Annotated in this window: 20 protein-coding genes and 1 pseudogene; 10 read left to right on the top strand and 11 right to left on the bottom strand. The window is 54.0% G+C overall.

Translation table 11 applies throughout. The annotated features are described in order from the left end of the window. Together QA596_04410 and QA596_04405 are read right to left on the bottom strand one after the other, a co-directional pair. Positions 1–725, bottom strand: a 725-nt coding sequence (locus tag QA596_04410) for a hypothetical protein (GenBank protein MDG5766700.1), incomplete at its 3' end; no start/stop codon positions are given. A gap of 226 nt (positions 726–951) precedes the next feature. Continuing rightward, positions 952–1,305: a DUF5615 family PIN-like protein gene (locus QA596_04405; protein ID MDG5766699.1), complete on the bottom strand. Its 354-nt coding sequence runs from the start codon at positions 1,303–1,305 to the stop codon at positions 952–954. A gap of 612 nt (positions 1,306–1,917) precedes the next feature. Between QA596_04405 and QA596_04400 the strand changes: the two genes are divergently transcribed. Next, positions 1,918–4,344: a penicillin acylase family protein gene (locus QA596_04400; GenBank protein ID MDG5766698.1), complete on the top strand. Its 2,427-nt coding sequence runs from the start codon at positions 1,918–1,920 to the stop codon at positions 4,342–4,344. Between the two features lie 165 nt (positions 4,345–4,509). Further along, positions 4,510–4,860 carry a hypothetical protein gene (locus QA596_04395; GenBank protein MDG5766697.1) on the top strand — a complete coding sequence of 117 codons (351 nt, stop codon included), beginning with the start codon at positions 4,510–4,512 and terminating at the stop codon, positions 4,858–4,860. Here QA596_04395 and QA596_04390 read toward each other — a convergent pair. The 3 genes from QA596_04390 to QA596_04380 are packed head-to-tail and all read right to left on the bottom strand — an operon-like array spanning position 4,851 to position 7,361. Further along, positions 4,851–5,702 carry an ABC transporter permease gene (locus QA596_04390; GenBank protein MDG5766696.1) on the bottom strand — a complete coding sequence of 284 codons (852 nt, stop codon included), beginning with the start codon at positions 5,700–5,702 and terminating at the stop codon, positions 4,851–4,853. The two genes, QA596_04395 and QA596_04390, sit on opposite strands and share 10 nt — an antisense overlap. Beyond that, the gene (locus tag QA596_04385) at positions 5,674–6,708 is read right to left on the bottom strand and encodes an ATP-binding cassette domain-containing protein (protein MDG5766695.1); all 1,035 of its coding nucleotides are present in this window, start codon (positions 6,706–6,708) and stop codon (positions 5,674–5,676) included. Before QA596_04385 ends, QA596_04390 begins: the two co-directional genes overlap by 29 nt. A gap of 56 nt (positions 6,709–6,764) precedes the next feature. Then, positions 6,765–7,361, bottom strand: coding sequence for a MarC family protein (locus QA596_04380; protein ID MDG5766694.1), 597 nt, complete (start codon positions 7,359–7,361; stop codon positions 6,765–6,767). Between the two features lie 234 nt (positions 7,362–7,595). Here QA596_04380 and QA596_04375 point away from each other — a divergent pair, with 234 nt between their 5' ends. From QA596_04375 to QA596_04355, 5 genes are all read left to right on the top strand, one after another. Then, positions 7,596–9,935, top strand: a complete 2,340-nt coding sequence (locus QA596_04375; protein MDG5766693.1) for a TonB-dependent receptor — start codon at positions 7,596–7,598, stop codon at positions 9,933–9,935. Positions 9,936–10,096: 161 nt separating this feature from the next. Further along, positions 10,097–11,152 carry a LytTR family DNA-binding domain-containing protein gene (locus tag QA596_04370; GenBank protein MDG5766692.1) on the top strand — a complete coding sequence of 352 codons (1,056 nt, stop codon included), beginning with the start codon at positions 10,097–10,099 and terminating at the stop codon, positions 11,150–11,152. A 269-nt stretch (positions 11,153–11,421) separates the two neighbouring features. Then, entirely contained in the window at positions 11,422–13,851 is a 2,430-nt protein-coding gene (locus QA596_04365; protein ID MDG5766691.1) for a TonB-dependent receptor, read from the top strand. A 176-nt stretch (positions 13,852–14,027) separates the two neighbouring features. Next, on the top strand, positions 14,028–14,315 hold the full coding sequence (locus tag QA596_04360; GenBank protein ID MDG5766690.1) for a GYD domain-containing protein: 288 nt from the start codon (positions 14,028–14,030) through the stop codon (positions 14,313–14,315). A gap of 213 nt (positions 14,316–14,528) precedes the next feature. Next, the gene (locus QA596_04355; protein ID MDG5766689.1) at positions 14,529–14,984 is read left to right on the top strand and encodes a hypothetical protein; all 456 of its coding nucleotides are present in this window, start codon (positions 14,529–14,531) and stop codon (positions 14,982–14,984) included. 93 nt (positions 14,985–15,077) lie between these two features. On the opposite strand, the gene QA596_04350 is transcribed toward QA596_04355, so the two are convergent. The 3 genes from QA596_04350 to QA596_04340 all read right to left on the bottom strand — a co-directional run bounded on the left by QA596_04350 (position 15,078) and on the right by QA596_04340 (position 17,734). Then, positions 15,078–15,899, bottom strand: a complete 822-nt coding sequence (locus QA596_04350) for a hypothetical protein (GenBank protein ID MDG5766688.1) — start codon at positions 15,897–15,899, stop codon at positions 15,078–15,080. 285 nt (positions 15,900–16,184) lie between these two features. Further along, the gene (locus tag QA596_04345; protein MDG5766687.1) at positions 16,185–17,174 is read right to left on the bottom strand and encodes a hypothetical protein; all 990 of its coding nucleotides are present in this window, start codon (positions 17,172–17,174) and stop codon (positions 16,185–16,187) included. A 200-nt stretch (positions 17,175–17,374) separates the two neighbouring features. Further along, positions 17,375–17,734, bottom strand: a complete 360-nt coding sequence (locus tag QA596_04340) for a hypothetical protein (GenBank protein MDG5766686.1) — start codon at positions 17,732–17,734, stop codon at positions 17,375–17,377. 258 nt (positions 17,735–17,992) lie between these two features. On the opposite strand from QA596_04340, the gene QA596_04335 reads away from it, so the two are divergent. After that, positions 17,993–18,853: a restriction endonuclease gene (locus QA596_04335; GenBank protein MDG5766685.1), complete on the top strand. Its 861-nt coding sequence runs from the start codon at positions 17,993–17,995 to the stop codon at positions 18,851–18,853. Between the two features lie 107 nt (positions 18,854–18,960). Here the strand turns inward: QA596_04335 and fetB are convergent, their stop codons facing one another. Together fetB and QA596_04325 are read right to left on the bottom strand one after the other, a co-directional pair. Further along, positions 18,961–19,764, bottom strand: coding sequence for an iron export ABC transporter permease subunit FetB (gene fetB / locus QA596_04330; protein ID MDG5766684.1), 804 nt, complete (start codon positions 19,762–19,764; stop codon positions 18,961–18,963). 10 nt (positions 19,765–19,774) lie between these two features. Next, a pseudogene (locus tag QA596_04325) lies at positions 19,775–20,452 on the bottom strand (ATP-binding cassette domain-containing protein). 137 nt (positions 20,453–20,589) lie between these two features. Between QA596_04325 and QA596_04320 the strand changes: the two are divergent. Beyond that, positions 20,590–21,096 carry a TlpA disulfide reductase family protein gene (locus QA596_04320; protein ID MDG5766683.1) on the top strand — a complete coding sequence of 169 codons (507 nt, stop codon included), beginning with the start codon at positions 20,590–20,592 and terminating at the stop codon, positions 21,094–21,096. A gap of 47 nt (positions 21,097–21,143) precedes the next feature. After that, positions 21,144–24,533 carry a fibronectin type III domain-containing protein gene (locus QA596_04315; GenBank protein MDG5766682.1) on the top strand — a complete coding sequence of 1,130 codons (3,390 nt, stop codon included), beginning with the start codon at positions 21,144–21,146 and terminating at the stop codon, positions 24,531–24,533. A 161-nt stretch (positions 24,534–24,694) separates the two neighbouring features. Here the strand turns inward: QA596_04315 and menB are convergent, their stop codons facing one another. Further along, positions 24,695–25,522: a 1,4-dihydroxy-2-naphthoyl-CoA synthase gene (menB, locus tag QA596_04310; GenBank protein ID MDG5766681.1), complete on the bottom strand. Its 828-nt coding sequence runs from the start codon at positions 25,520–25,522 to the stop codon at positions 24,695–24,697. Positions 25,523–25,751: the final 229 nt, after the last annotated feature.

The raw sequence follows: 25,751 nt of genomic DNA, 5'->3' as shown, positions 1-25,751 counted from the left end.
AAATTACCTTGAGTATCCCCGATTCTTTCGTGAGTAAATGACTCTAGCAAGTCTCCTGCTCTGTGAAATTCATCAACCATGTTATAGGTATAGAATCGGGAAACCCTAAATCTTTGTGTGTCAACGTGTTCACTGATATAAGGATTATGCCCGTCATTCGGAAACTCAAATTCCATTATCTCAAGCTCATTCACCACCAAGTCGTGAAAATCCTGGCATAAATGAGTCATATTGTCCTGGGTTTGACAATAAAAATGAAACGAATTTTCCGGTTTACGATAATAACGTGTATAGTTGGTTTCGGTAAAAGAGGCGTCAATGGGGGTAATATCCACCTTTTTGCGGGTGACATCAATCTCAAATCGATCCCTGAGATCGCCATCCCGAATCATCAGTTCGATTTTACCTTCAACATCCGAAAAAGGTGTGTAAACATAGGCAGGCCCAAAAGCTGTTAGGCAAACAGGTCCGATATCTATCCCTAGCAAACGTATGTCAATAGATGTGTCCTTAAATGTTTTCTGGTAATCAATGAAGTAATTGGCACATTCCAGAAATTTATTGGTTTGCATTTCCAAATAAAGTTCGGGATCAGAACCTTCGTAATCTTTATGGAGCTCTCGAAAATTGATTAAAAGTCCGTCATCAGCGATGCCCGTTTCAGGATATGAACTTTTCGTGTCAAATAGATTGCATCCCTGTAGTAGAGCAATCAGAATTATCATAAAGTACTTATGATTTTTCATAATCATCACCAATGACTGAGCCTCAAAAAACGTATTGCAATTCCTATACTAATAACACATAGAAATTACACTACGCCTAAAAAATGGTGTTAGAATTAGAAAAACTGATATAACGGCAGCCGCATAACCGGAGTGGACAGCCGGTTATAATGGGGCGGGAACGCCCCACACGCCCGGTTGATGCGTATGTTAGATGGCGGATGATTCAATAATGAACGCTGATTTCAATTTCATTGATCTCGATCACTGAATGTTGTTCAAAAAGCGAAATCAGAGTGTCAATGTTCTTCTCAAATAGATCGAGAAGTTGCGAATTGTCGATATTACCGGTAGATACAATGAGCAGTTTTTCAGGTTGACCTTTGAAAATGTAATTCTCAATGAAATCACTGTCCTTGGTAATTACAATGCGCTTTTCTTGGTCGGCTAAGCGTATTATTTCTTGATCAGGTGTAACATTTTTTCTGGGTAGCTCAAGAGTATGCTTGGAATCGACTTGTTTTGTACCTAACAAGTCGGATAATCGTTTGGGCAACTGTGCATCAACGATGACCTTCACAGAACTATTTTTTGAGAAGTTTTAGTTCTGGCAACTTTAGAAGCGTACTCAAGGCAAGCTAAAAGGTCATCGCGTTCCAGGTCGGGATAGTCTTCCAGTATTTGATCGATACTCATTCCTGAAGCTAAAAGGTCCAGCATGGTGTCGACCGGATAGCGTAAGCCACGAATAGTAGGCTTTCCGTGGCAGATATCCGAGTTTCTGGTAATTCTATCCAAACGACTTTGTCCCATGGCTAAAAGAGTAAATTGTAATTATTGACTCAATGTACGTACTCGGGTAACGCTTTGCAATAAGGCTTCAGTTTACGCCAGCTAACTAAATATTAACACACAAGCTTCCGGCCCATGCTGATCAACGTCAACCATTTTTCAGTTTTTCTCATGTTGCCAATCACCAGTCGCCCATTCATCACCAGAGAACCCCCACCGTATCCGCTAGCATCGGATTTTCACTGGATTCAGAGAGGAGTACTGAGGACATCGGTCAGGCAGGAGAAAAAACCGGAGTAAAATTCAGTGATAACAAATAGTTGTGTTTGTCATTTGCCGGGGGTATGGGTAGATTCTTCTTTTGCAACATTCATCCAAAATTCCATCTAAAAATCGCGCAATGCTCAGAGCGGTAAAAATTGGTATCTCCCTGGGGCTGGCACTGCTGATCACATGGGCGGCCTCAACACGGCATGGTACCATCCCTGCCATGGGCCCGTTGCTGAATCCGTTCACCGGTTTTTGGCAGAATATGGAGCGGGGAGAACCGCCCGTACTGGTTGTGGAATCGGATCTGCTGCACGATGAAGTGACCGTGATCTATGATCAGCGCCTCGTCCCCCATATTTTTGCCGCGAACGACCACGACCTCTATTTTGCGCAGGGGTATGTAACGGCGCGTGACCGACTGTGGCAGATAGAGTTTCAGACTCGTGCCGCTGCCGGTACGCTCTCGGAAGTATTGGGCGACGTTACCCTGGAGTATGACCGCGGGCAGCGGCGCCTGGGTATGCTGTACGGCGCGGAAAACCAGCTGGAGTTTATGAAACAGGAACCGGAGTATTATGATCTGCTTCAGGCCTACGCGGACGGGGTCAATGCCTGGATCGATCAGCTGCGTCCTGCCGATTATCCTGTGGAGTATAAAATTCTGGGCGGGTCGCCGCAGAATTATGAACCGCTGCACAGCGCGTTGATGGTGATGAACATCGCGGTTCCGCTTACCGCCGTCAGTCACGCTCATGCCCAAAGTAACATGCGGGCGATGCTGGACAAACAAACGTACCGTCTGCTTTTTCCGGAACGTCTGCCATGGGCCGAACCCATGATTCCGGATGGCACCACCATGCCAACTGATCCCATCCGAAAAGATCCGCCCCAAACAGAGTTCATCCCACGCGTTACCCGCGACCTGCCATTGCCGGATGTGCCGCCGGGTGCCGGAAGTAACGCCTGGGTAGTTGACGGAACCCGCACAGCAAGCGGATATCCCATCCTTGCCAACGATCCCCATCTCTCCATCACGTTTCCCTCCATCTGGTATGAAATCCATCTCAACAGCGAAGGGGTCAATACCTACGGGTACAGCATCCCCGGAACACAGGCCATCACCATCGGTTTCAACGAACACTATGCCTGGGGGATCACCTCCGGTACTTCCGCCTCCCTGGATGTGTATGAAATCCAGTTCAGGGATGAGCACAAAACGGAGTATCTGCATGACGGCGAGTGGAAGCCGGTCAGGCGCAGGGTGGAGGAGATTCGTGTGAAGGGCGGTGAGACGGTTAGGGATACCATCCTCTACACCCATCACGGCCCGGTCGTACAGGCTGAGAGCGGTCGGGTGATGGAGAACCAGTTTCCGCTGCGTCAGTTTCCGTCAGGCCATGCCATTCAGTGGATTGCGCACACCCCGGCCAACCCGCTGAAAAGTATGTATCTGATCAACCGCGGTACCGGACTCGAGTCGTTTGAGGAGGGGGTTCGGCATTTCGAGAATATAAATCTCAATTTTCTTTACGCAGACCGTGATGGAAATATTTCCGGAGGCCACTACGGACGGCTGCCGGTCAGGTTTCCCGGACAGGGCCGGTACATCAGCGACGGCAGCGACCCCGCCTACGACTGGGATGCCTTCATCCCCTTTGAACACCTGCCCCGAAGCGTGAACCCGGGCAACGGATATATCGTGAATACCAACCAGGTGCCCGCAACGGAAGAGTATCCTTACTATCTCGGTTTGTACTACGCCGACTTTTCCCGCCCGAACCGGGTCCGGCAGCTTCTTGAACAAATTGCAGATATCACACCCGCCGATTTTCAGAATATGATGACGGATGACTACTCGCTGCTCTCCCGGTATATCCTGACACCAGTGCTGCCCTGTCTCGACCGCTCCGGCATGACCGAAGCTCAACGGCGAATGACGGATTACCTGGAGGCCTGGGATTTCCGCTTCAGCCTCGACAGCCGCGCCGCCGGCTTTTTTGAACAGTGGATGCTCGATCTGCGGTCGGCGTTGTGGGCCCCGGCCATTGATCCGCTGGAACAGGCGGAATACAACTTTCTGCGCCCCAATCTCGGTCAGCTCGCATGGCAGCTCAACGAACTACCCCGCGAGCAGTTCCCGGTGGATGTCTCCGAAACCGTCAATAACACATTCAACCAGGCCTTTGATGCCTTTATTGAAGAGCACGGGACGGATCCGGCCGGCTGGGAGTACCGGAAAACCAGAGTGTTCACCGCCGGCCATCTTGCGTTTATTCCGGGATTCGGAAGAGATGATGTTGCCATGCCCGGGACCTTCCATGCGATTAACGCGGCACACAACCGGTTTGCCCCGTCGATGAGAATGGTGGTCGAAACGGGACCCGTGATGAAGGCGTTCGGCAGTTATTCGGGCGGCCAATCCGGCAACCCCGGAAATCCCAATTACGATTCGCATTACGACGACTGGCCCGACGGGACACTCTATGAGCTGAACTTCTGGCGTTCTCCGGAAGAAGCCGGGGAACAGGAGGTTTCAAGGATCACCTTAAGGCCGTGAGTTCGCCATGTCATTCAACCAGAAACCCCGGGTGGATACATCCATTCGGATGCAAGGAGACATCAACACCAAAGAAAAAAGCCGTGTGAACGGTGAGCATAAAGACAGGCCTCATACAAACGGCCTCGGTGGCACATAATACACCTTTCCAAATTCCTGTTCACGATGAAAACCCGTTACCTCATTATTCTGATTGGCCTGAGCGCGTTTCTGCTGCCACTGGTATTCCCATGGTGGATCGTGGTCGTCGCAGGTCTGGTTGCCGGCTGGGTGAGCATGGAGTCGCCGGCACGGACATTCGCCGTGGTTTTTGTATCCGTCGGCCTGGTCTGGGCGGTAACAGCCCTCTACATTACGGTTGTCACATCCCCGGTTCTGTTGCCGCGTATGGCGGAAGCGCTTCAGCTCCCACACCACTCGCTGTTGTTCGTTGTCACGGTTCTGACGGGCGCGTTGCCGGCATCACTGGCGGCCTATGGCATGGCCCATGCGCGCATGGCAATATCTCACTTTTGACGCCGGAACAGGTACATGGTAACAGGCCCGAAAATTGCAACGAGCAATGCGGATATCAGCAGAACCGCAATCACGTCCGCGATAACAATATTTCCGTGGATGAAGCCACGCATGGCTGTAACCAGTATGCTGATGGGGTTGACATCAACAAAGGACTGCAGCCAGGGGGGCATGGTCTCCGGGTGGACGAACACGTTGCTGATGAATGTCAGGGGAAACAGGACGATGAAGCTGAGGGTGTAAAGCGATTCCTGCGACCGCACCACGATGCCGATGGCCGTCCATATCCACGAAAAACTGAAGGTAAATACCAACAGCAGGAGGATGGCCATAACCATGCCGATCGCACCGCCTTCCGGCCGGAAGCCAAGCATGAAACCGATCACAACCACCATGAGGGAAGCGATCGTATAGCGCAGGGCGTCGCCGAGCAGGGCGCCGGTCAGTACGGCCGGCTGCCATACGGGAAGCGAGCGGAACCGGTCAAAAATCCCCTTTCGGATGTCATTGTTGAGGGCAAGTCCGGTATACATCGAGAGCATCACCACCGTCTGCGCCATAATTCCGGGAAGCAGGTATTGCAGGTAGGCACCGGTGGATCCGGCAATGGCGCCCCCGAAAAGGTATGTGAACATCAGGATGAACATGATTGGAAAGGCGGTTACATCAAACAGCTGTTCCGGAACATGCTTGATTTTCAGCATCGCTCTCCATCCGAACGTTACGGAAGCGGAAAGGGCATTGGCCCCGTCCGGTTTTCGGCGGGTGATCAGGGCCACATTGACGGCCTGGTGATCGGGTCCGGGAGTTATTTCATGCATGGGAGGTGTCGTTGTGTTCATGTTGTGCCGGTGCGCCGGTAAGTTTTAAAAACACTTCGTCCAGGCTGGGCTGCCCCAGTGAGAAATCGGCGATGCCGATCTGTGCCCCGGCCAGCTCCCCGAGCGCGGCGGCGACCCGGCCGTTGTCCGTTACCCTGGCGGAAAGTGCGGCGGGATCGGGCTCGGTCCGTATTTCGGTTTTCAGGTGATCGGCCAAAATACGTTCGGCCATCGGACGCTGCCCCGCATTCAGTAGCCGAACGTGGAGGCTGCCTGAGCCAACGGAGGCTTTAAGCTCGTGAGCGGTGCCTTCCGCAATGATTTTTCCCTTGTCGATAACCGCGATACGGTCTGCAAGCTGATCCGCTTCGTCCAGATGCTGGGTGGTAAGCAGAACCGTGGTGCCGTTTTTCACCAGCAGGCGGACGATTTCCCAGACCTGGTTCCGGCTTCGGGGATCGAGTCCGGTGGTGGGCTCATCCAGGAAAAGCAAATCCGGTACACAGACGATACTGGCGGCTATATCGATCCGTCGACGCATTCCACCCGAATACTTTTTCACCTGCTTTCCGGCGGCATCCGTCAGGTCAAACACATCCAGCAATTCGGCGGCGCGACGGGTGGCTTCCCTGCGACTGAATCCAAGCAGTCGTGCGATGAGCTTCAGGTTTTCGGTGCCGGTCAGGTCGCCATCCACAGAGGCAAACTGTCCGGTAAGGCTGATTTTTTCACGCACAAGGCCGGCATCCTTGACGATATCGTGCCCGAAGACACGGGCAGTGCCGCCATCCGGCGGGAGCAGGGTGGCCAGCATGCGAATGGTCGTGGTCTTGCCGGCGCCGTTCGGACCGAGAAAGCCGTACACCATCCCCCGGGGAACCCGCAGGTCGACTCCGTCAACGGCGAGTGTGGCGCCGAACTTTTTCTCCAGGCCGTGGGCCTCAATGGCGAGGCCGGCATCCGGATCGTGCTCATTACCAACAGCCGGAGCAGGATCGGTTGTGCGTGTTTTAAAGAACAGAGGCATGGGTCTCGTTTGAATGAACGTTTCGGGTTCGGTAAGGGGGGTGGTCCTGAATGGTGTTAAGATACCATATTGGAGATTCCATCATAGATGAACTGAATGGAAAGAGCGGCGAGAATCACACCGAGAAACCTCCGGATGATTTCGTCGCCGGTATGGCCGACGAGTTTACGGAGGTGACGCGAGAGCAGCATCAGGACAAGCGTCAGCAGCGCGATGGTGAGAATCGCAGCCACGATGGCGACATGGTGAGCGGTATCGGTTGAGCCGGAAAAAAGGAGAATCGCAAGGGTGAGCGCGCCGGGTCCGGCCATGAGCGGTATGGTCATGGGAAAGACGGAGATATCGGTTTTTTCGGAAGCCCGTGACAATTTGGCCCCGCGTGTGACCATGTTAAAAGCCGTGTAAAACAGCAGGAGTCCGCCTGCGATGCGCATAGAGTTGATATTGATCCCCAGCAGTTGCAGCAGCGCCTCGCCGTAAAACCCGAAGAAGATGAGCAGCAGGATGGAGATGATAACGGATTTGAAAGCCATATACCTGCGGTACCGTAGTTCGTCTTCCGGAACCAGGGAATGGAAGATGAGAGCGGCTCCAACGGGGTCGATGATTACAAAGAAGCCTGTGATTGCGGTCAGATATGCGGTAAGTTCCATACCCGCAAAGTTATAGAAAAAGCGTGCAACTTACGAAGTCCTGATTACGTCACATCTTCAACACGGAAATGTCCGCTTCGAGTACCAAATCCGTGAGCGTTTACATCTCTTTTTAGCGTATCTTTCACCTTAATCACAATATAAAAATACCCGATTCGGGCATTAGACTGATGAGCGTTGCCCTCATCAATAGACGGGAGGAATAATACCATGGCTTGGCGATTGTGCGGCATTATGGCTGCTTTTCTGTTGCTGGGAACCGCGATATCCCCTGCTGAAGCACAGCAAATTCGGCAAACCATCAAGGGGAGTGTATATGACAGTGAGACGAGAACCCCGTTGATCGGTGCCGCGGTTGTGATTTTGGGTACCGACCCACTGATCGGAGCCACAACAGACCTCAACGGTGATTTTCATATCCGTAACGCGACCCTGGGCCGCCATGCGATACACGTTACCTATCTGGGGTACGAACCGGCCGTGCTGCCCCATGTCATGGTAACATCCGGCAGGGAGGTTGTCCTGAATATCGGGCTCAGTCCATCGGTTTCGGAAATGGAGGAAGTGACCATTACCCCGCAGGCCCGAAAGGATATCCCGCTCAATACCATGGCTACCAACAGCGCCCGATCGTTTACCGTGGAGGAGACCCGCAGATACGCCGGCGGCCTGGATGATCCCGCCCGACTCGTTTCGGCGTTTGCCGGAGTTACCACGGGAAATCTGCAGGACAACGCAATCATCATCAGAGGCAATTCGCCCAAAGGGGTGTCGTGGCGACTCGAAGGAGTCGAAATACCCACACCGCATCACTTCCCGGCGGGTAATGTCGCGGGTGGGGGAGTTGTGACCATCTTCAGCAATCAGCTGTTGGCCGACTCCGATTTTTTCACCAGTGCCTTTCCAGCGGAATACGGAAATGCCACAGCCGGAGTATTTGACATGCGGCTCCGAAACGGAAACTTCGAACGGCGGGAATACACCTTCCAGGCCGGTGTGCTGGGCTTTGATTTTGCGTCTGAAGGGCCGCTCGTCAGCGATTCCCGGGCCTCCTATCTGTTCAACTACCGCTACTCCACCTTCGGCCTGCTCACCGATGTCAACCTGATTCCCACCGACCAGGCGCTGAGGTACCAGGACCTCTCCTTCAAAATCAACATCCCCACCGGCCGAGCCGGAACCTTCTCGGTCTGGGGCATCGGTGGGATGGACAGCATGAACCAGCCGCAGGAGAGAGATTCGACGGCATGGGACACTGAATGGGATCGCAATACGTTTGAATGGGATACCCGGATGGGAGCCGTCGGCCTGACGCACCGGTTTATTACGGGACACCGGACATGGATCGAGTCGACGGTCGCGGCTACCGGCATTCGCAATCAGATGGAAGTGCTGCGGTTTGATGACGACCTGACGCTGCGTCCCGAGCTGTTCGCGTACGACGACTCCGGCAATATCAGCATCCGAACTACCCTTAACCACCGGTTCAACAGGCGCCACACCTTCAAGGCGGGTGCGGTTTGGAAGCAGCTGCGCTATAACCTCGATATCGGCAGTACCATGGACCATGTGCCGGAGACCTTTCGGAGTACGGTGGGAGAGTCAGGCAGCAGCAGTTCGATGCAGATGTTCGCGCAATCCCGTTTTGCCCTGTCGGAGCAGCTGACCCTCAACGCCGGTCTCCATACCATGTATGTCGCGTTCAATGACGCGTTTGTCGTGGATCCCAGAGCCGGCCTGCGCTGGAGCATCAACCGGCGCCATGCCCTCAGCCTGGGATACGGAAGGCATAGCCAGCTGGAAGAGCTCCGATTCTATTTCACGCGCATCTATACCGACGGAGTGCCATCCACCCCCAACAGGGATTTGAAATTGACAAGGGCGCACCATCTGGTGCTTGGACACGACTGGAACATTTCATCTATTTACCGGATCAAGGTGGAAGGGTATTATCAATGGATCGATGACGCGCCGGGAGAGCCCGGAAGCTCATACTCCCTGATCAATTTCAAACAGGACTGGTTCTTCAACAAACCGCTTGAGAACAACAGCGTCGGCAGAAATTACGGGGTGGATGTGACCCTGGAGCGTTTTCTGAACCGGAATTACTACTATCTGATCACCGGGTCGCTGTTCGATTCCAGGTATCGTGGTGACGACGGGGTCTGGCGCAATACCCGGTTCAACAAAAGGTATGTGCTCAACGCGCTGGCGGGCCGGGAGTTCTTTTTCCGCGAGAACAGCCGCGTTCTGGGCCTGAACGGCAGAGTGACTTTCGCCGGGGGAGAAAGGGTTAGCCCGTTGCATATTGAGGAAACCATCCGCGAACGCAGGGAAATCTACGACGAAACCCGTGCGTTCAGTGACCGTTTTCCATCCACATTTCATGCGGACCTGACCGTCACGTACCGGCTGAACCGGAGGAACTACTCCAGTGCCTGGGCGTTGCAGGTGAAGAATATCTTCGGGTCACCGTCATATTACGGCGATTACTACAGCTTTAAGTCCGATGAAATTATTATGTACAAGGATGTAGTTATCGTGCCCAGTTTGAGTTATAAAGTGGAATTCTGACGTCTTCGAGGATGCCTGTTATGGCCTGCATGTTTTGCCATAGCCAGTGAATCCTGTTCCTGCGTCATGGGCCGGGTTCCCTCCGGATCCACCGGGAAGGTTGTGTCTGTAAAGTGGAGTTTAATCGAAATATGAGGGATATTTAGCATTAAACCACCATCATGGAAGAATCTGCTATGGCCCGGAGGAAAATGTATTGGTACCAGCGGTACTTCCCGCAGAACTACATCATCCGTGAGCCCCGGAAGGGAGTGCCGTTGATGGCGCTGTTTGTATTTGTTTTTGTACTGACCTACAGTCCGCGAAACGTACACGCAAGCATGTACCTGGGAGTTGAATTCACGGTTCTGATCTACTCCCTGGTATGCGCGGTAATTGCATACGGGGCCATCCGGTTACTGAGGCACCATCGGTCATTTTCTGCATCATCGGACTGGAACATCGTAAAAGAGATTGCTGCAATTGCCATCGTGCTTTCCAGCATGGCGATCGGTGTCTATTTCCTGGCTTTTCTGTTGGAGGAACCGGCGAATCGATGGAATTTCCCGACTTTTATCAATTCATTCACAAGTACGGTGCTGCTTGGCAGTATCCCGTTTTTCCTGTTTTCCCTGATTCATCTGAATCGCCTGCTGCCCGGCAAGTCAATGGCATTCGGAAATGAAACGATGCCGGGTGCTTCGGGTGAACCGGAGGCAGATTCGGAACCTGCGGATCCCCCAATCCATATCCATACCCCACTGAAGAAAGACGAGCTTGCATTGACGATTTCCGAATTTCTTTATGCCGTTTCCGAGGGCAATTATGTGATCTTTTATTATGATCGGAGACAGAATGAGGCAAATGGTGACGATTCGGGTTCCGGAAAGGGGGGACGTTCCGTGCGCACCGGGTCAACGACGCCTGTCGCTCATGAGGGGGATCCCGCTGCGGGACGGTACCCGAAAGCCGGGCAATACCGGGAAACGAAGGCCGGGGCAGAGAAAACGATGGTTCGTATTCCCATCGCCAAAGTGGAAGAGCAACTTGCCGATCATCCCTGCCTCATGCGAACCCATCGCGCTTATATCGTCAATCTGAAAAAAGTAACAAACGTATCCGGTAATATGACCGGACTTCGGTTGACCCTCTCCGGTGCCGGCATAGAAATCCCGGTATCACGGAGTTATACCAAACAGTTCCGTGAGCGGTTCAGGCAATTTGGGACCGGTGTATGATAGGGGGAGGGCATTAGAGCGTCCGGAACCGGTCGAACACAGCAGGAGCTGACGGGAATTATCGGACAATTGGCAGCCGACCGGCAATGACGATGTGGTCGTTTCATCACAAAAGAGTGGTGTTCATCACAACCGTAACGACGGGAATGCACTGCCGGTGTCAAAAAAAGGGGATCTGTCCCGGAAGGTTGTCCGATGCGCGGACTCAGACGTAGATTTTGATCAAACCTTGTAGAGAATCACACCTCACCACCAAAGGAATGATCACCATGAAACGTCACAGTTTTTATAAAACGCTGCCGGGAAAAGGCATTACTACTGCTATTGCTGTTATTATTATGGTCACGGGAATGGCCGCCCGATTGATGGCGATGGCCTGCAGTGGAGTTCCACTTGCGATCACCGGAACGGTCGTTGATGCCGAAAATGGCGAGCCCCTGTTTTTCACGCATGTCGTACTGATGGATTCTATCGGATCCGGCCAACTGGGTGGTACGGTAAGTCAACTGGATGGCTCGTTTCGCCTGGTATATCATGGCGGTGCTGATGTCGGGACCGGATGCACCGGGCAGACGTACACATTGCGATTCAGCGCCATGGGATACCAGCCACTTGCCCGAATAATTATTTCTCCTGAAAGCGGAGTGATTGATCTGGAGGATATCCGGTTATCGCAAAAGGTTATGGAACACGATGAAATACTGTTCATCGGCCGTCAGGTACGTGCCAGGTCCGAAGCGGGTGGCACCACGTTTTATCCGGATGAAACAATGTATACGGTGTCTTCAACCGGTACGGATATATTGAAGCTGATTCCGGGTGTTCAGGTAGATATCCTTCAGAATATTTCCCTGGAGGGGAGTCGGAACCCGTTGATATATGTGGATGGTATCGAGCGAGACCGGCAGTATGTCAGCCAGCTTCAAGCCGGACAGATCGAGAAAGTTGAGGTCATGACAAACCCGCCGGCACAGTACCAGGCGGAAGCTTCCGGCGTGATCCATATCGTCACACGAAGAGATCGCGACAGGTCTGTTCACGGGCATGCGGAAATCGAACTGCCTACCACTGACAGTGAAATCTACCTGTTTCCCGCCTACAGTTTTCATTATGGTTCCGGCAAGATCGACCTGTTTACATCCTATAATGGTGAATTCAGCTATTTTGACATTATTGAATCACATGACCGGACTCTGCAGGACGATTCCGGATCATCTACCTGGAGTTCACGACAGGATGTCCGCCAGAAAAACTGGTCTCATCGTTTCCACTACGGGATGAATTATCAGGGCAGCGACAGAAGCCGTCTTGCCGTGTATGGCTGGATGAATCCATACTCGTGGGAGCAGGACGGAAGCGCGGAATTGACAGGCAGGTATTCGGGCGGGGAGTTATGGCGGGCCGACAAACTGGATGATGACCGAAATTTTGCCGGGTTTCACTCGATGAACTATCGTTTTAAGCCATCTGAAGAGGGTGGTCATATCTTGAGTCTGGACGCAAGTTATTATCATCTGACCACGACCAACAGCACGCTTTACACCAATGAAGCAACAGGTTTTCAGCTACGCAACAGGACCCGGCCGAAACAGCATGCGGCAAGGATGAAACTTGACTATGAATGGTCGCCGGATGCGCCCGTTCAACTGGGCTCCGGGGTACACTTGTTGACCCGAAGTACCGAAGATCGGGAACCGGAGGGTTTTGCTCATCAACAGGATTCATACAGCGGTTATTTGAATATAGGCTATCAGGTTATGCAGTATGACATGCAGGCCGGGGTCAGGATGGAGCACATCCGGCTTAATGCAGATGTCAGCGGACCGGAATTCCGAACCGGCCGTTCCTACCTGTTTCCAAATCTTTCGGTGTCCCGCTCTTTTCCAACATTTGCAGGCCGGTTGCAGTTGACCTACCGCAAATCCGTCCGGTATCCGCACATCTACCAGCTCACAAACTCCGAGTCTGCGATGGATCCTTTATCGGTTCACTCAGGAAACCCCTCACTGGTTCCGGAACAGCGACATGATCTGGGCCTGGCGTTTTCAAAACTGTTCAATAACAGTTATACATCGGCTCAGTGGTTCTATCATCGGCGTACGGATGCAATTGAGCCGGTCAGCCGAATGAATAGGGATGGCCTGTTCGAAACCGGGACCTACAATGCAGGAACCGTTCACCAATACGGCATCCAGCTGTCAGGAGCGTTTGATCTGGGTGGAAAGGCCGGCTTGCAGCCCTATTTGAAACTGTATGAGGCGAATGTCATTCCGAATACGATAGCTTCCGAATACGGGGCCATGCGGAGCCGTTATCTGGAAATGGCTTTGGGGTTGACCGGCTACGCCACATTTCCAAGGGGATTTTCCGGAATGTTCATGATCAGCCATGGTACCCCCTGGTCGGGAGTGCAGCAAAGGCAATATGAGGGTACGCTCTACTTTATTTCGGTGGAGAAGGCGATTACACAGGACCTTAAAGCCGGATTAACCAGTGGTATGCCATTCGCGAAGACGGTTACATATCAGGGATCCGAAATTGCGGCATACGATTTTCAGAGTCGGGCTGAAGGCAACATTTCAATGACCACGATTCCCTTGTGGGTAACGATCAGCTGGCAGTTTGCTGCCGGCAGCAAACGAAAATCGGCTCACCGGACTGATGACGACATGCACCACGTGCCGACACGGGGCTTTTAAGAATGCCGTTGAATGATGCAACCCTGGCTAGGGCGGCAACGGATGATCCGGACCGCCCCGCCCCGGGATCCCCTGGATGGTCTAAACGATTCCAGCGCATTACCTGTTTGAAAGAAATAGAGAGTGGCGAATCATTGCCATTGAATTGGAACTGGAATTTATAATAGAGAGCTGTTATGGAACGCTATATAATTCTGAGTAAAATATCCCCCGACGCCCTGAAAGATCCGGCAGACTTCCGAAAAATGGCCGAAACGGTTAAGACGAAAATCCGTGAAGAGGCACCGGATGTTAGCTGGATCGACAGTTACGGTGTGAAGGGCGCCTATGATGTTGTTGACATTCTGGAATCTGGTGACCCGTCGCAGGTCGATAAAGCCGCTATGATCATCCGGTCACATGGCCGGTCGGATACCGAGACCATGCAGGCGACTCCGTGGAAGGAGTTTCTTCAGGCACTATAAAAGGGGTGTGCTTGATCATATCTGGATGCCAACCGGGGTTGAAAAACATCCTCTGGCATCCGGTTCACCTACCGATAATTCCGTCTGGTACGTTGGCGGCGGCGCGGCGGCTGTTATCGCCGGTGTCATTTTGCTATTATCGAAGAAGTGATACCTTTAGGCAGATACTGAATCGTAACTCATAATTCCGGTAATCCTGAAAATTGCATTCCCATGAAACAGATACTCTTTGTGGTCGTCCTGGCCCTGGCAACGGCGGGGATCTCCTCCGCACAACAGACGGACAGAAACTTCGGACTTGGCGTAATCGTAGGGGAGCCCACCGGAATTAGTGTGGGCTACTGGACCGCCGACAGCCGATCTTTTTCCGGAGGAGCGGCCTGGTCTTTTGACGGATCGGCATCGATGCACCTGCACCTGGATTACCTGATACATCGTTTCGATATCATCAGCGTTAACAGAGGTGCCATGCCTCTTTATTTCGGGCTGGGCGGTCGTCTGCGCTTCGGAGATGACGACCATTTCGGCGTGCGAATTCCGTTGGGTGTGGCCTATCATCTTGAAAACGCGCCTTTTGAATTCTTTCTTGAGATCGTCCCGGTAATGGATCTGGTACCTTCCACCGATCTGTCAGGAAACAGCGGACTGGGAGTGCGGGTCTATTTTTAATCTCCCCGAATCACGGTGAATTTACACAGCGAATTCGGAGATTCTTTCGCATTGAATTCGCTGTAAATCGTTTTTTTAAAAAGCCGCTTTCGCTTACCAGTTCAGCCCAATAAAAAACGTGGTGTAGTCCATCCGGTTGTCCGGGACGTCGTCCCCGGTAAACGCGCTCATCAAATCCGCAAAATTGAAATCATCCGTCGACCAGTTCAACCCGCTGAAACGAACTCCGGCGGAAAGACCGATATTGGATTCAAGAAACCGGTGGAGCCTCGCCTGAAGCAGAAAGTCATTGGAAACCGCAATACCGACTTCGTTGTCCCGGTTTGCCTGTCCCCAGGGTGAGGAGTCGTCACTTACCAGATGAACCATCACACCGGGACTGCGGACAAAGTAGCTGTCGATACTTAGATGGGTGCCGAGCAACGGTATCGACTCCAAGGGCATGGTGAAGGTGGCTCCAAGCCCGGCGCCGAGATTGACATTGAGGAAGTTCATACTGTCGTCGGAAAATCCGTATTCAGAACCCATATCCATTTCAGAGATATCAGGCGACAAATACTGGTATCCCATATTTAGCTGGATCGGGATAAAAATCTCCAGCGGCAGCCGCAGAAAACGATCCCATAGCGTAGCGTTTCCGCCCACCTGGATATTTACACGAACGGTCTTGAGAGACGAATCCAGGAGAAGGTCGTCGTTCTCCCCATAGGCAATCAGGATGTTGTTCTTGGGCGAACCGAGTATGGCCATGTACCCGGTGTTGTTAAACCAGGTGAAGCCGTTGTAGTGAAAATACATTGGAACCGCGCCGATCACCAGTGACCCGTCACCGTGCAGGGGAGTGTAATCGTCAAAAAACGCATCGTCATCGTCGGCGCCCGGAAGGGCAGGCAACGTTGAAAGCGCCGGGTTCATAAGTCGGTGATCCGAATTACCGGATTCACTTGCAGCCAGGGAATAGGAATGATCGGCCGTACAAAGTGTGAAAGCCAGGCATAGGAGGAGTGCAAGTATCTTTGTCATATCTACAGGATTTGGGTCTTGATGGAGTTATTCGTATGTGACAACAGACAGCAATAACTGAGAATAAAAAAAACGAAAGTAGAAAACCACCATAACTTTAGGAATATAAAGGCACTGGGTTTCGAGTCCCGGATCTTTACGGAGCAGGGGTAGCATGACCGGAAGCCGGGAGGAAGCTCATTGGCTGAGGCTGCGTTTTTCCGAAAGCACCCATCCGACATATAGAAATTCCAGGGCGGCCGCCTCGTACCCTTGCCACATCCGGATCATCTCCTGAAAAGCCTCTTCGGTGCATCGGTCAGGGTTGCCGCCATAGGATAGAATGATCCACCTCCGAAGCGCCTTCTCCCGGCCCCGCTCCCTGTTGGAAGGGAAAACACCGTCGGACCGGTTTCGGAACAGCATCAGATCCTGCGCGGTAGTGGGACCGATTCCACGGATGGAAACCATTTTTTCATAAAACTTAACGGGCGGCATATTTTCCAGCTTCTTCAGTGCCTGGTGTACGCTTCCTCCGCTGTTGCCATGCGTGCCTGCCAGCTCCCCGTGCAGCAGCTCATGTGCCAGGCCGGTCAGGTACTCGCCTTTCCGCCGCGAGAGGCCGTGTTTCATCATGGATGACGGATCGGCCGAAACCAGCCGCTCCGGACGGGGCCAGGCGGGAATCATGCCCTTCGAGGTTTCGAGCCGTGTTCCGTAGGCGCTGCGCACATCATAAACCATGCGTCTGGCGGTGGGTTTGTGCTTGATCTGGGTTCGGATAATCCGGTTGACCGCGTCTTCGAAAAGATGGGCGCGACTCACACGCTTTAAACCGTAAAGCTCCTGAAACAGCGGGGCGAGGACGGGATCGTCGGCAGCTTGTTCGTAGAAGGGTGCCAGGTCGATGTCGGTTCCGAGAATCCGGCGTACGGTGTCATCGGCCGCCTCCCGCTCAGTTTCAGTAAGCGAATCGTGCGCGTTCACGGTAAACTCCGGGTTTTCCGGATTTCCGTTGAAATGGATGGTCACCAGGATGTCACGCTCCGGAAGTGGCAACGGACGGGTGAATCCTTCATCCAGAATTCTTTCCGGCTGATGCTCATGGTCGAAATAGGATTCGACATCCAGGCACAGGAAGAAGTCGTGCGGCGGGCGGGCGGTGATTTTCCAGAGATTGTTTGCCATGTTGCCGTTGGTGTGCTGATGGTTCGGTGCCGTTAGCGTCTGCGGCGGATTACGAAAGCAGCGGACGTTGTTCGTTCGTCTGGTGTGAGTGCTGTGCTGAAATCGCCGGTTTCATCGGTCCGGATCGGTGTAAACGGCCCTGCCGGGTTGGAAGGCCGATCGCTCCGGGCCGGAATCCGGGTATCCGGGGCCGGGTGTCATCATCCGAAAATGACGCCCATAATCCGAAAGAACAGCCAGATATAGAAAGCGCCCAGAACCGATACGAAGAGATTCGGTTTGAAGGTCAGATAGCCGTATCGCACCATCAGCGGAAGCACAAGAAACTCGAGGGCGATCACGAAACCGATGAGATAGAAAGCCAGCGGACTCACAAAGTAATTGACAAACCACACTACGATTGCTGCAATCAGGTTGAAGAAGCCAAGGGGCGTAGTGAATACCTCGATAAAATAGCTTCCGAGCGGTTCGCCGGACAACAGCATTTGCAGCAGAATGTTGAGCAGGAACAACAGGATGAAAACCGTGATGGTAATGGAGGCTTTGGTTTTTCTTGCCATTGGGATTATGACTTGATTGTTTAGGTGGCCGTAATGAACACGTGCTGCACGATTTGTACCGGATGAAAAAACTTGGTAGTATAGGCGCCGGTTAATACCTTGCCTCAAACCGGATGGCAAACAAAGATACACATCCGCCAAAGATAATAAAGCGTTCACTTTGAAAAAACGGAGCGGTCAGCAGGGCCATTCATTCGATTCGGAAAACTCAAGCCCGGTATGGAGTAAGCGATTGACCCGCACAATCATCAGAATAAAATGACTCGTAAAACCATCAAAATAACCAAGGCATCCGGCGAGGAGGTACCTTTCTCGGAGGAAAAATTGCGCACGTCACTGGAGCGGTCGGGGGCCACCGGGCGTCAGATTGACGAGGTGGTTGGTGAAGTGCAGGAAGTGCTGTACGACGGAATAGGTACGGGCAAAATCTATCGCAAGGCCTACGCCATCCTCAGAAAAAAATCCCGTCCCAAAGCAGCCCGTTACAAGCTGAAAAAGGCGATAATGGAACTGGGGCCATCCGGTTACCCCTTTGAGCAGTTCGTGGGGGCCATCCTGGAACAACAGGGGTTTCGCGCAGAGGTAGGGGTGACCGTGCCGGGTCGGTGTGTGACCCACGAAATTGACGTTATGGCCAGTAAGAACGGAAAACTGATTGTCGTTGAGTGCAAGTATCACAATCGCCCCGGGGTCAAATGCGATGTTAAGGTGCCGCTGTATATTCATTCCCGGTTTCGGGATGTGGTCATCGGCAGAAAAGAGAACGAACAGACCCGTTTCGAAGAATATGAGGGCTGGATTGTCACCAATACCCGTTTTACCAAAGACGCGATTCAGTACGGAACCTGCTCCGGTCTGGTGATGCTGGGGTGGGATTATCCCGAGAAAAACAATTTGAAGGAGCGGATCGGACGCGCCGGGCTGCACCCGGTAACCAGCTTGAGTACTTTGCAAAACAAAGAGAAAACGTTTCTGCTGGAAAAAGGCGTGGTATTATGCCGAAAGGTGCTGGAGCGGATCGACTTGCTGGAGCAGATGGGCTTGACCGACGGGCGTATCAGGAAGGTTATCCGGGAGTGCGAGGAGCTGGTCAATCATCTTGGGGTTCCGAACGAGTAGTGGTTCTCACCACGGTTATCACTGTTGACAAATACCGAAGAAAACACCTTTTTCCGTTTCCAAAGAATGGTACACCGCTGCTGTGAACAACACAAGCACCGTACGTCTCACCGCTTTTTTGTGATTTTGGATTCCAGCAGCCGATGGTCTTCGGAGAACAGCACACGAAAGGCGAGCAGTACGACTCCGAGTGTCGCCAGGGCGGTGCATGCGGCAATCATGAACATGATGACCATCTGGTAGCGAACCGCGTCCATCGGAGCCGCCCCTGCGAGAATCTGCCCGGTCATCATGCCGGGAAGGCTCACAATGCCCATGATCATCATGGCGTTGACGGTCGGGATCATGCCGGTGCGAAGTGCCTCGCGGATCTGCTCGTGTGCGGCTTCCCAGCGGCTGGCCCCGTGTGACAGCATGGTTTCAATCCAGTTCCGGTTGTTGACGCATCCCTCCATCATCCGGTCCAGCCCCAGGGATATGCCGGTGAGTGCATTGCCCAGGACCATGCCGAGCAGGGGGATGAGGTACTGGGGATCGTACCACGGGGTGACATTCAGGATCCCCGTTATCGCCGCTCCCGTTACCAGAAAGGCGCTGGTGCCGATGGTGACCAGGCTGTTCCAGAAAATCCCGGGAAACCGCCGGCTGGTCCGGTTAACTGCTGCGATTCCCGCCAGAGTGGCCATGATGACCGCCATCAGGAGGATGACCAGCGGCTGCCGGGTCTGAAAAACCCATTCCAGAATCAAGCCGATGAGAATCAGCTGGACGGTCATACGAGCCGCTCCGATAAGCAGGTCACGGGCCAGACCCAGGCGCAGGGCAACAGACAGGCCGATGTTTACCAGCAGCAGGAGTGCCGCCAGCGCGAGCTGAAAATTGGTTATAACAAGATAGGTTTCGTTTTCCAAGGCGGGCAGGTCATGGGTTCTGTGGAAGGGGTGTCACTGTGCCGGTGGCCGTTACCGGCTGGAGAGTCAGCGAGCCGGAGGTCATGCGGTCGAGCTGCAGGCTGTCGTGGCTGGTCCATATCAGGCTTCGCTTTTCGTTGTCGTAGTACCAGAGGTTGACCAGGTCCTCGGCCCTGGAGACCATTTCGGCATCCATATTGGACGTGGGCTCATCCAGCAAAAGGATTTCGGGCTCGAGCAGCAGGGACCGCAGCAGTGCGACTACCTGCTTTTCTCCGCCAGACAGCCGTTAGGCCGTTTTGTCAAGGAAGGATTCCGGCAAATCGAGCATTTTGAGCAGGAAGAGGATGCGGTCGGGATCGGGTTTCAGGTCGCGGTTGGCCCGAAAGGTGAAGAACAGGTTGATGGAGTCACTGACCTTTCCTGAAACGAATGCCGCATCCTGCGGGATGTACCGTACGAGTCTGCGGTATTCGGGAAGGTGCCACGACGGCAGAGGAGTGCCTCGGTAGGTGATTTCGCCTTCATCGAGAGCATCCAGCCCGACCAGCGATCGCATCAGCAGGGTTTTTCCGGATCCCGAAGGGCCCCGCAGCGCCAGCCGCTCCCCCTCTTCAAGTTTCAAAGTGAGTCCGGACCAGATGGATTTTCCATCAATGCTGCGGACCAGGTTACGCGCAATTAGCATTCCGAAAGTGTTTCGGTATTTGTATCATGTTGTTATCATCTCAAAATAGGAGTATTCGGATGCGTTTGCCAATCATATCCACCGCCGGCCTGCTTTTAATTGCGGTGTTGTATCTTATTGTGTCTCCGGTCATGTCCGTGAGTGCTATTCCTTTCGAAGCTGCCGGCAGGGATGTACCGCAGGATTCGCCAGGATGGAGGCCCGCCGAAGTGTTTCCCGCTACCCGCGATTACAAGGGGCCCGATTTCGGGTTGCCGGATTTTGAAGGCAACACCGTAACGCTTGAAGAGTTCCGGGGGAACATTGTGGTGCTGAATATTTGGGCGACCTGGTGTCCGCCCTGCCGGGATGAAGTCCCTGCGCTTATCCGCTTGCAGGAGCAGTTCGGAGATTCGGGTGTGCAGGTGATCGGAGTCTCCATCGACGAGAACGGAGCCCGTCAGTCCGTTTCCGGTTTTGCCAGGGAGTTCGGCATCAATTATCCGGTTCCGCTGGATGACGGCACCGTGCAGGAGCTGTACGGACCGCTGAGTGTGATCCCGACCACCTACATCCTCGACGAGGAAGGGTATATCCGGTTCTATGCTCCCGGCTATCTTGAATATGACCAGTTGGAGGATGCGGTTCTCCAGCTGATCGAATAGACCCGAAACTCATAATTATTTGTATACGTGCACTTTTTTTGAAATCAATGAAGAGATCTTCCCCATCCCCGGAGAGTCCCATGCGGATGCAAATAGCAGGCTGTAGCCGGTATTTGGCCGCTGCCGGAATCCTGCTGTTGCTGTTACAGTCGTGCCGGACTCCCGAACCGGTAATTCCCCCCGAGCCCGAGATCGACGATCCGCGCACCGAAGAGGTCCATGCCGCGGTACGGCTTCTGATTGAGGAGCTTTACGAAACAAAGGAGCCGGTTTTACTTCCGACAGCCGTATTTGCCGACAGTATTTCTCTGTACGACAAGGAGATGACGCTGAACGTGTACATGAATGACCGTTTTTCGTATGTGCCCTGGCGCGAGGCGGATACTCAGGCCTTGTACCGGATTTTTTCGCGTCTGCTGCCCGACCGGTACCGTGACTACCGCATCCGAATCCTGACTCTGGGTGAGCCGGTCGAATCGTTGATACCCAATTATTTCCGGGAATCCCCCGAGCACTACGACTTTCAGCGGATGCCCTACGCCGACAAGCTCCGGCCCAGGCCGGTGGTACACCGCGAAGGCCGGCACCTGATCCCACGGCATGGACTGGAAGGGCGCCAGATTGCTCTCTGGCACAGCCATGGCTGGCACTATAATCAGCAAATGGAGCGCTGGGAGTGGCAGCGCCCGAGGCTGTTTCAAACCGTGGAAGATCTGCTCCCGATGGCTTTCACCCTCCCGTATCTGATACCGATGCTGGAGAATGCCGGAGCGTATGTCTGGTCGCCGCGGGAGCGCGATACGCAGACCAATGAAGTTATTGTGGATTTCGACGGCTCATCAGGCAACAGCCGGGTGGATATCGAAGGCGACTGGCAATACGCTACGCCAGGTTTCGCGATCGGGTCGCCGCCCTACGGCGATGGGGAGAACCCCTTCCGGCAGGGCCGGTACTTTTACACCGGAGAAAACGGCACCGCCACCATGACATGGATTCCCGATATCCCGGAAGCTGGGGAATACGCGGTGTATATCTCCTTCGCTTCGCGACCCGTTTCGTCCGACCGTGCCCGGTATACGGTCTATCACCGGGGAGGGCAGACCGAGTTCACGGTCAATCAGGCCATTGGAGGAGGAACCTGGATCTATCTGGGGCATTTTGAGTTTGAGGAAGGCGTCAACCCCGGCAAGGGGCAGGTGGTGCTGACGGGACCTGCAGACGACGATGCGGATGCCGGCCGGCGTGCGAGAGTCATCACAGCCGATGCCGTTCGTTTTGGCGGGGGGATGGGTTCGGTGGCCCGCGATGGTGAGGTGAGTGGCCGGGCCCGGTATCTCGAAGCGGCGCGGTATTACATGCAGTACGCCGGAATGCCGGATTCCCTGGTGTACGGCACTACCGGCGGACGATCCGATGTTGTTGATGATTTCCGGGGCCGGGGCGAGTGGGTCAACTATCTGATGGGTGCCCCTTTTGGCCCGAACGCCGCGCGGGAGACACGCGGACTGGGTATACCGATTGATCTTTCACTGGCTTTTCATACCGATGCCGGCATCACCCGCAACGATACCGTTGTAGGCACATTGATGATCTACAGCATCGAAGACGGCGATTCCCTCAGGGAGTACCCCGACAAAATATCGCGGCTGGCCAACCGCGATTATGCCGACATCCTGCAGACCGGAATTGTGGAAGAGTTGCGCCGGAGCTGGGACCCTGCCTGGAACCGCCGTCATCTCTTCAACCGCATGTACAGCGAAGCGGTACGGCCCAATACACCGGCCGCGTTGCTGGAGCTGCTGTCCCACCAGAACTTCCTGGATATGCAGTTTGCCCAGGATCCCCGTTTCCGTTTTGATGTGAGTCGTGCCATCTACATCTCCATGCTGCGCTATCTGTCGCACCGGTATCAGCTGGACTATGTCGTGCAGCCGCTGCCGGTCAGCCACTTCCGGATTAAACCGCTGGGCGGGAGTGACCTGGAGCTGCGCTGGAACCCGGTCAGGGATTCCCTGGAAGCGACCGCAATCCCCGATCGTTACATTGTGTACAAGAAGCGGGGGGATGAGCCGTTCGACGCCGGGCGCATCACCACGGAGGCATCGTACCAGTTTACCGGACTGGAACCGGGTGTGATGTACCGGTTTAAAGTGGTCGCCGCGAATGAGGGAGGTAAAAGCTTTCCTTCGGAGACCCTTTCTGCCATGGTTAGCGGCGAGCTGCGCCGGCCGGTTCTGATTGTCAACGGCTTTGAACGGGTTTCGGGACCGGCCATTGTGGATGAGCCGGGCTTCAGCGGATTTGCCAATTTTCTGGATTCCGGAGTTCCCGATCGATACGATATCCACTTCACAGGAGAGCAATACGATTTTGATCCGGAGTCGGAGTGGCGCACCAATGACGCGCCCGGACATGGCGCGAGTCATGCTGATTATGAAACACGCATCATTGCCGGTAACAGTTTTGATTATCCTGCTGTGTACGGGGCATCGCTCAGGGAACTGGGGGTGCCGTTTGTGTCGGCAAGCGCGGCCTCTGTCCGTTCGCGACAGGTGGATCCGGCTGATTTTGACGTGGTTATTCTGATCCTTGGTAACCAGAAATCCACTCCGTGGCCCAAACAGGATAAGCTGGGCCGTGAGCCGGAGTTTCCCGTGTTTCCGCAGCGGATGCGGGAAGAGCTTGAGCGGTACCTGGCACTCGGCGGACGACTTTTCATCAGCGGAGCCCATGTCGGAACCGATGTTGGCAACCGGGCATCCGATGATCCCGATGGAGTGCGTTTTATCCGGGAAACTCTTCGTTTTCAGGAGGTGACCAGCCACGCTGCACGCACCGGCACCGTCAGGCCGGCAGGCGATCGCCTTTGGCCGTCCGGTTTCCGGTTGACATTCAACACGCAGTACGACTCCCGGTTTTACCGGGTGGATGCGCCCGATGCCCTTGAACCCTACGGGGAACCGATGCCGGTTGAGACGGAGGTGCCCAAACCGGTCCGCGAAGCCGACCCGTCCAGCAATGGTGAAAGAGGGCAGGTGACCATGCCCGATGCCGGACAAACCGTGTCACCCTCCGGCGATGGAGCGCGTCAATCGGTGTCTGTGTCCGTCGGTGGTATTGTGGATGCTGCACAGGATCGGGTTACGCGGCCTGATGCCGAACCCGGCAGAGACCGGCTGGGACCCTCTTTCCGGACCAAAATGATACCATCCGGACCGGAGACGCTCATCCGGTATGATGATAATGGATTCAGTGCGGGAGTCGGGTTCCGGTCGGCGCACAGCGGTGCCGTCACATTCGGGTTTCCGTTCGAATCCATAATGGATCCGTCCGAGCGCACCGAGGTATTGGGGGGGGTGTTGCATTATCTTGGCCTGGACCTGGAGGCCGCCCCCGGAGCACAAAACGGGTCAGATTCCGGAGGAACAGGCCAATAACTCGGGATTGTAAACAGGTTCATGGACAGGATCCCAGCATGGAATCTGACACGGACTTCGGAACCGGTCTGTAGCATGGGATCGTAAACAGATTCCCGGTCAGAATCCGGCCTTAAACGTTACACAGATTCCGGAACAGGGATTTGGCAGCCGGGTGGTGATCAGGGCAGCCAGGGGTATTTCCGGAAATCCGGTTTGCGCTTTTCGACGTAGGCGTTTTTCCCTTCCTGCCCTTCCTCGCTCATGTAGTAGAGCAGGGTGGCATTGCCCGCCAGCTCCTGGATGCCCGCCTGTCCGTCGATATCGGCATTGAATGCGGATTTGAGGCAGCGAATGGCAATCGGGCTCTTTTGCAGGATCTCCTGCGCCCACTCCACACCTTCGGCTTCCAGTTGATCGAGCGGCACTACCTTATTGACCAGCCCCATCTTTTCGGCCTCTTCGGCGTTGTATTGCCGGCACAGGTACCAGATCTCCCGCGCTTTCTTCTGGCCGACGATACTGGCCAGGTAGCTGGAGCCGAACCCGCCGTCAAAACTGCCGACTTTAGGTCCGGTCTGACCAAATACCGCGTTTTCCGCCGCGATCGTCAAATCGCAGATCACATGCAGCACATGTCCGCCTCCGATCGCATATCCTGCAACAAGCGCGATCACCGGTTTGGGCATGGAGCGGATCAGACGCTGGAGGTCCAGTACATTGAGGCGTGGCACTCCGTCGTCGCCGACATATCCGGCATTGCCCCGAATTTTCTGGTCACCGCCGGAACAGAACGCGTATTTTCCGTCTTTGGCAGGTCCTTCGCCGGTGAGCAGAACCACACCGATACTGTTGTCTTCGCGCGCATCCGCAAACGCTTCGTACATTTCAAATATGGTTTTGGGCCGGAACGCGTTGCGAACCTCCGGACGGTTGAAGGCGATCCGTGCGATTCCGTCGGATTTTTTGTAGGTGATGTCTTCGTACTCTTTTACAGTCTTCCAGTTCATTGTTGCGAATGGGTTAGTGATGGTTCGTGCGGATATTACGGCAAAAAGGCGTCAGGGTGCAAAGGATTCTTTGAATAAACGTTGTGCCGGGGTGTAGCGGGTGCCTGTGAGATGGAACGCCCCCTTTGTTCAGGGCTCCCTGGCAGTGAACGGAACAGTGCAGTGAGCGTCTGTGACGTTGAACGCCGTTTCATTACTCAAACGTTGCACAGAGGTTCAAAAAAGTGGT

The sequence above is a fragment of the Balneolales bacterium ANBcel1 genome (assembly GCA_029688905.1).
Classification (GTDB): domain Bacteria; phylum Bacteroidota; class Rhodothermia; order Balneolales; family Natronogracilivirgulaceae; genus SLLW01.
Note: the sequence above shows the minus strand (reverse complement) of the source record. Positions and strands in the feature narration are given on the sequence as shown.

Excerpts from the sequence above, each read along its gene's own strand:
- QA596_04400 (MDG5766698.1), top strand. The coding sequence starts at position 1,918 with ATGCTCAGAGCGGTAAAAATTGGTATCTCCCTGGGGCTGGCACTGCTG.
- QA596_04395 (MDG5766697.1), top strand. The coding sequence starts at position 4,510 with ATGAAAACCCGTTACCTCATTATTCTGATTGGCCTGAGCGCGTTTCTG.
- QA596_04390 (MDG5766696.1), bottom strand. The coding sequence starts at position 5,702 with ATGAACACAACGACACCTCCCATGCATGAAATAACTCCCGGACCCGAT.
- QA596_04385 (MDG5766695.1), bottom strand. The coding sequence starts at position 6,708 with ATGCCTCTGTTCTTTAAAACACGCACAACCGATCCTGCTCCGGCTGTT.
- QA596_04380 (MDG5766694.1), bottom strand. The coding sequence starts at position 7,361 with ATGGAACTTACCGCATATCTGACCGCAATCACAGGCTTCTTTGTAATC.
- QA596_04375 (MDG5766693.1), top strand. The coding sequence starts at position 7,596 with ATGGCTGCTTTTCTGTTGCTGGGAACCGCGATATCCCCTGCTGAAGCA.
- QA596_04370 (MDG5766692.1), top strand. The coding sequence starts at position 10,097 with ATGGAAGAATCTGCTATGGCCCGGAGGAAAATGTATTGGTACCAGCGG.
- QA596_04365 (MDG5766691.1), top strand. The coding sequence starts at position 11,422 with ATGAAACGTCACAGTTTTTATAAAACGCTGCCGGGAAAAGGCATTACT.
- QA596_04360 (MDG5766690.1), top strand. The coding sequence starts at position 14,028 with ATGGAACGCTATATAATTCTGAGTAAAATATCCCCCGACGCCCTGAAA.
- QA596_04355 (MDG5766689.1), top strand. The coding sequence starts at position 14,529 with ATGAAACAGATACTCTTTGTGGTCGTCCTGGCCCTGGCAACGGCGGGG.
- QA596_04350 (MDG5766688.1), bottom strand. The coding sequence starts at position 15,899 with ATGAACCCGGCGCTTTCAACGTTGCCTGCCCTTCCGGGCGCCGACGAT.
- QA596_04345 (MDG5766687.1), bottom strand. The coding sequence starts at position 17,174 with ATGGCAAACAATCTCTGGAAAATCACCGCCCGCCCGCCGCACGACTTC.
- QA596_04340 (MDG5766686.1), bottom strand. The coding sequence starts at position 17,734 with ATGGCAAGAAAAACCAAAGCCTCCATTACCATCACGGTTTTCATCCTG.
- QA596_04335 (MDG5766685.1), top strand. The coding sequence starts at position 17,993 with ATGACTCGTAAAACCATCAAAATAACCAAGGCATCCGGCGAGGAGGTA.
- QA596_04315 (MDG5766682.1), top strand. The coding sequence starts at position 21,144 with ATGAAGAGATCTTCCCCATCCCCGGAGAGTCCCATGCGGATGCAAATA.
- menB (MDG5766681.1), bottom strand. The coding sequence starts at position 25,522 with ATGAACTGGAAGACTGTAAAAGAGTACGAAGACATCACCTACAAAAAA.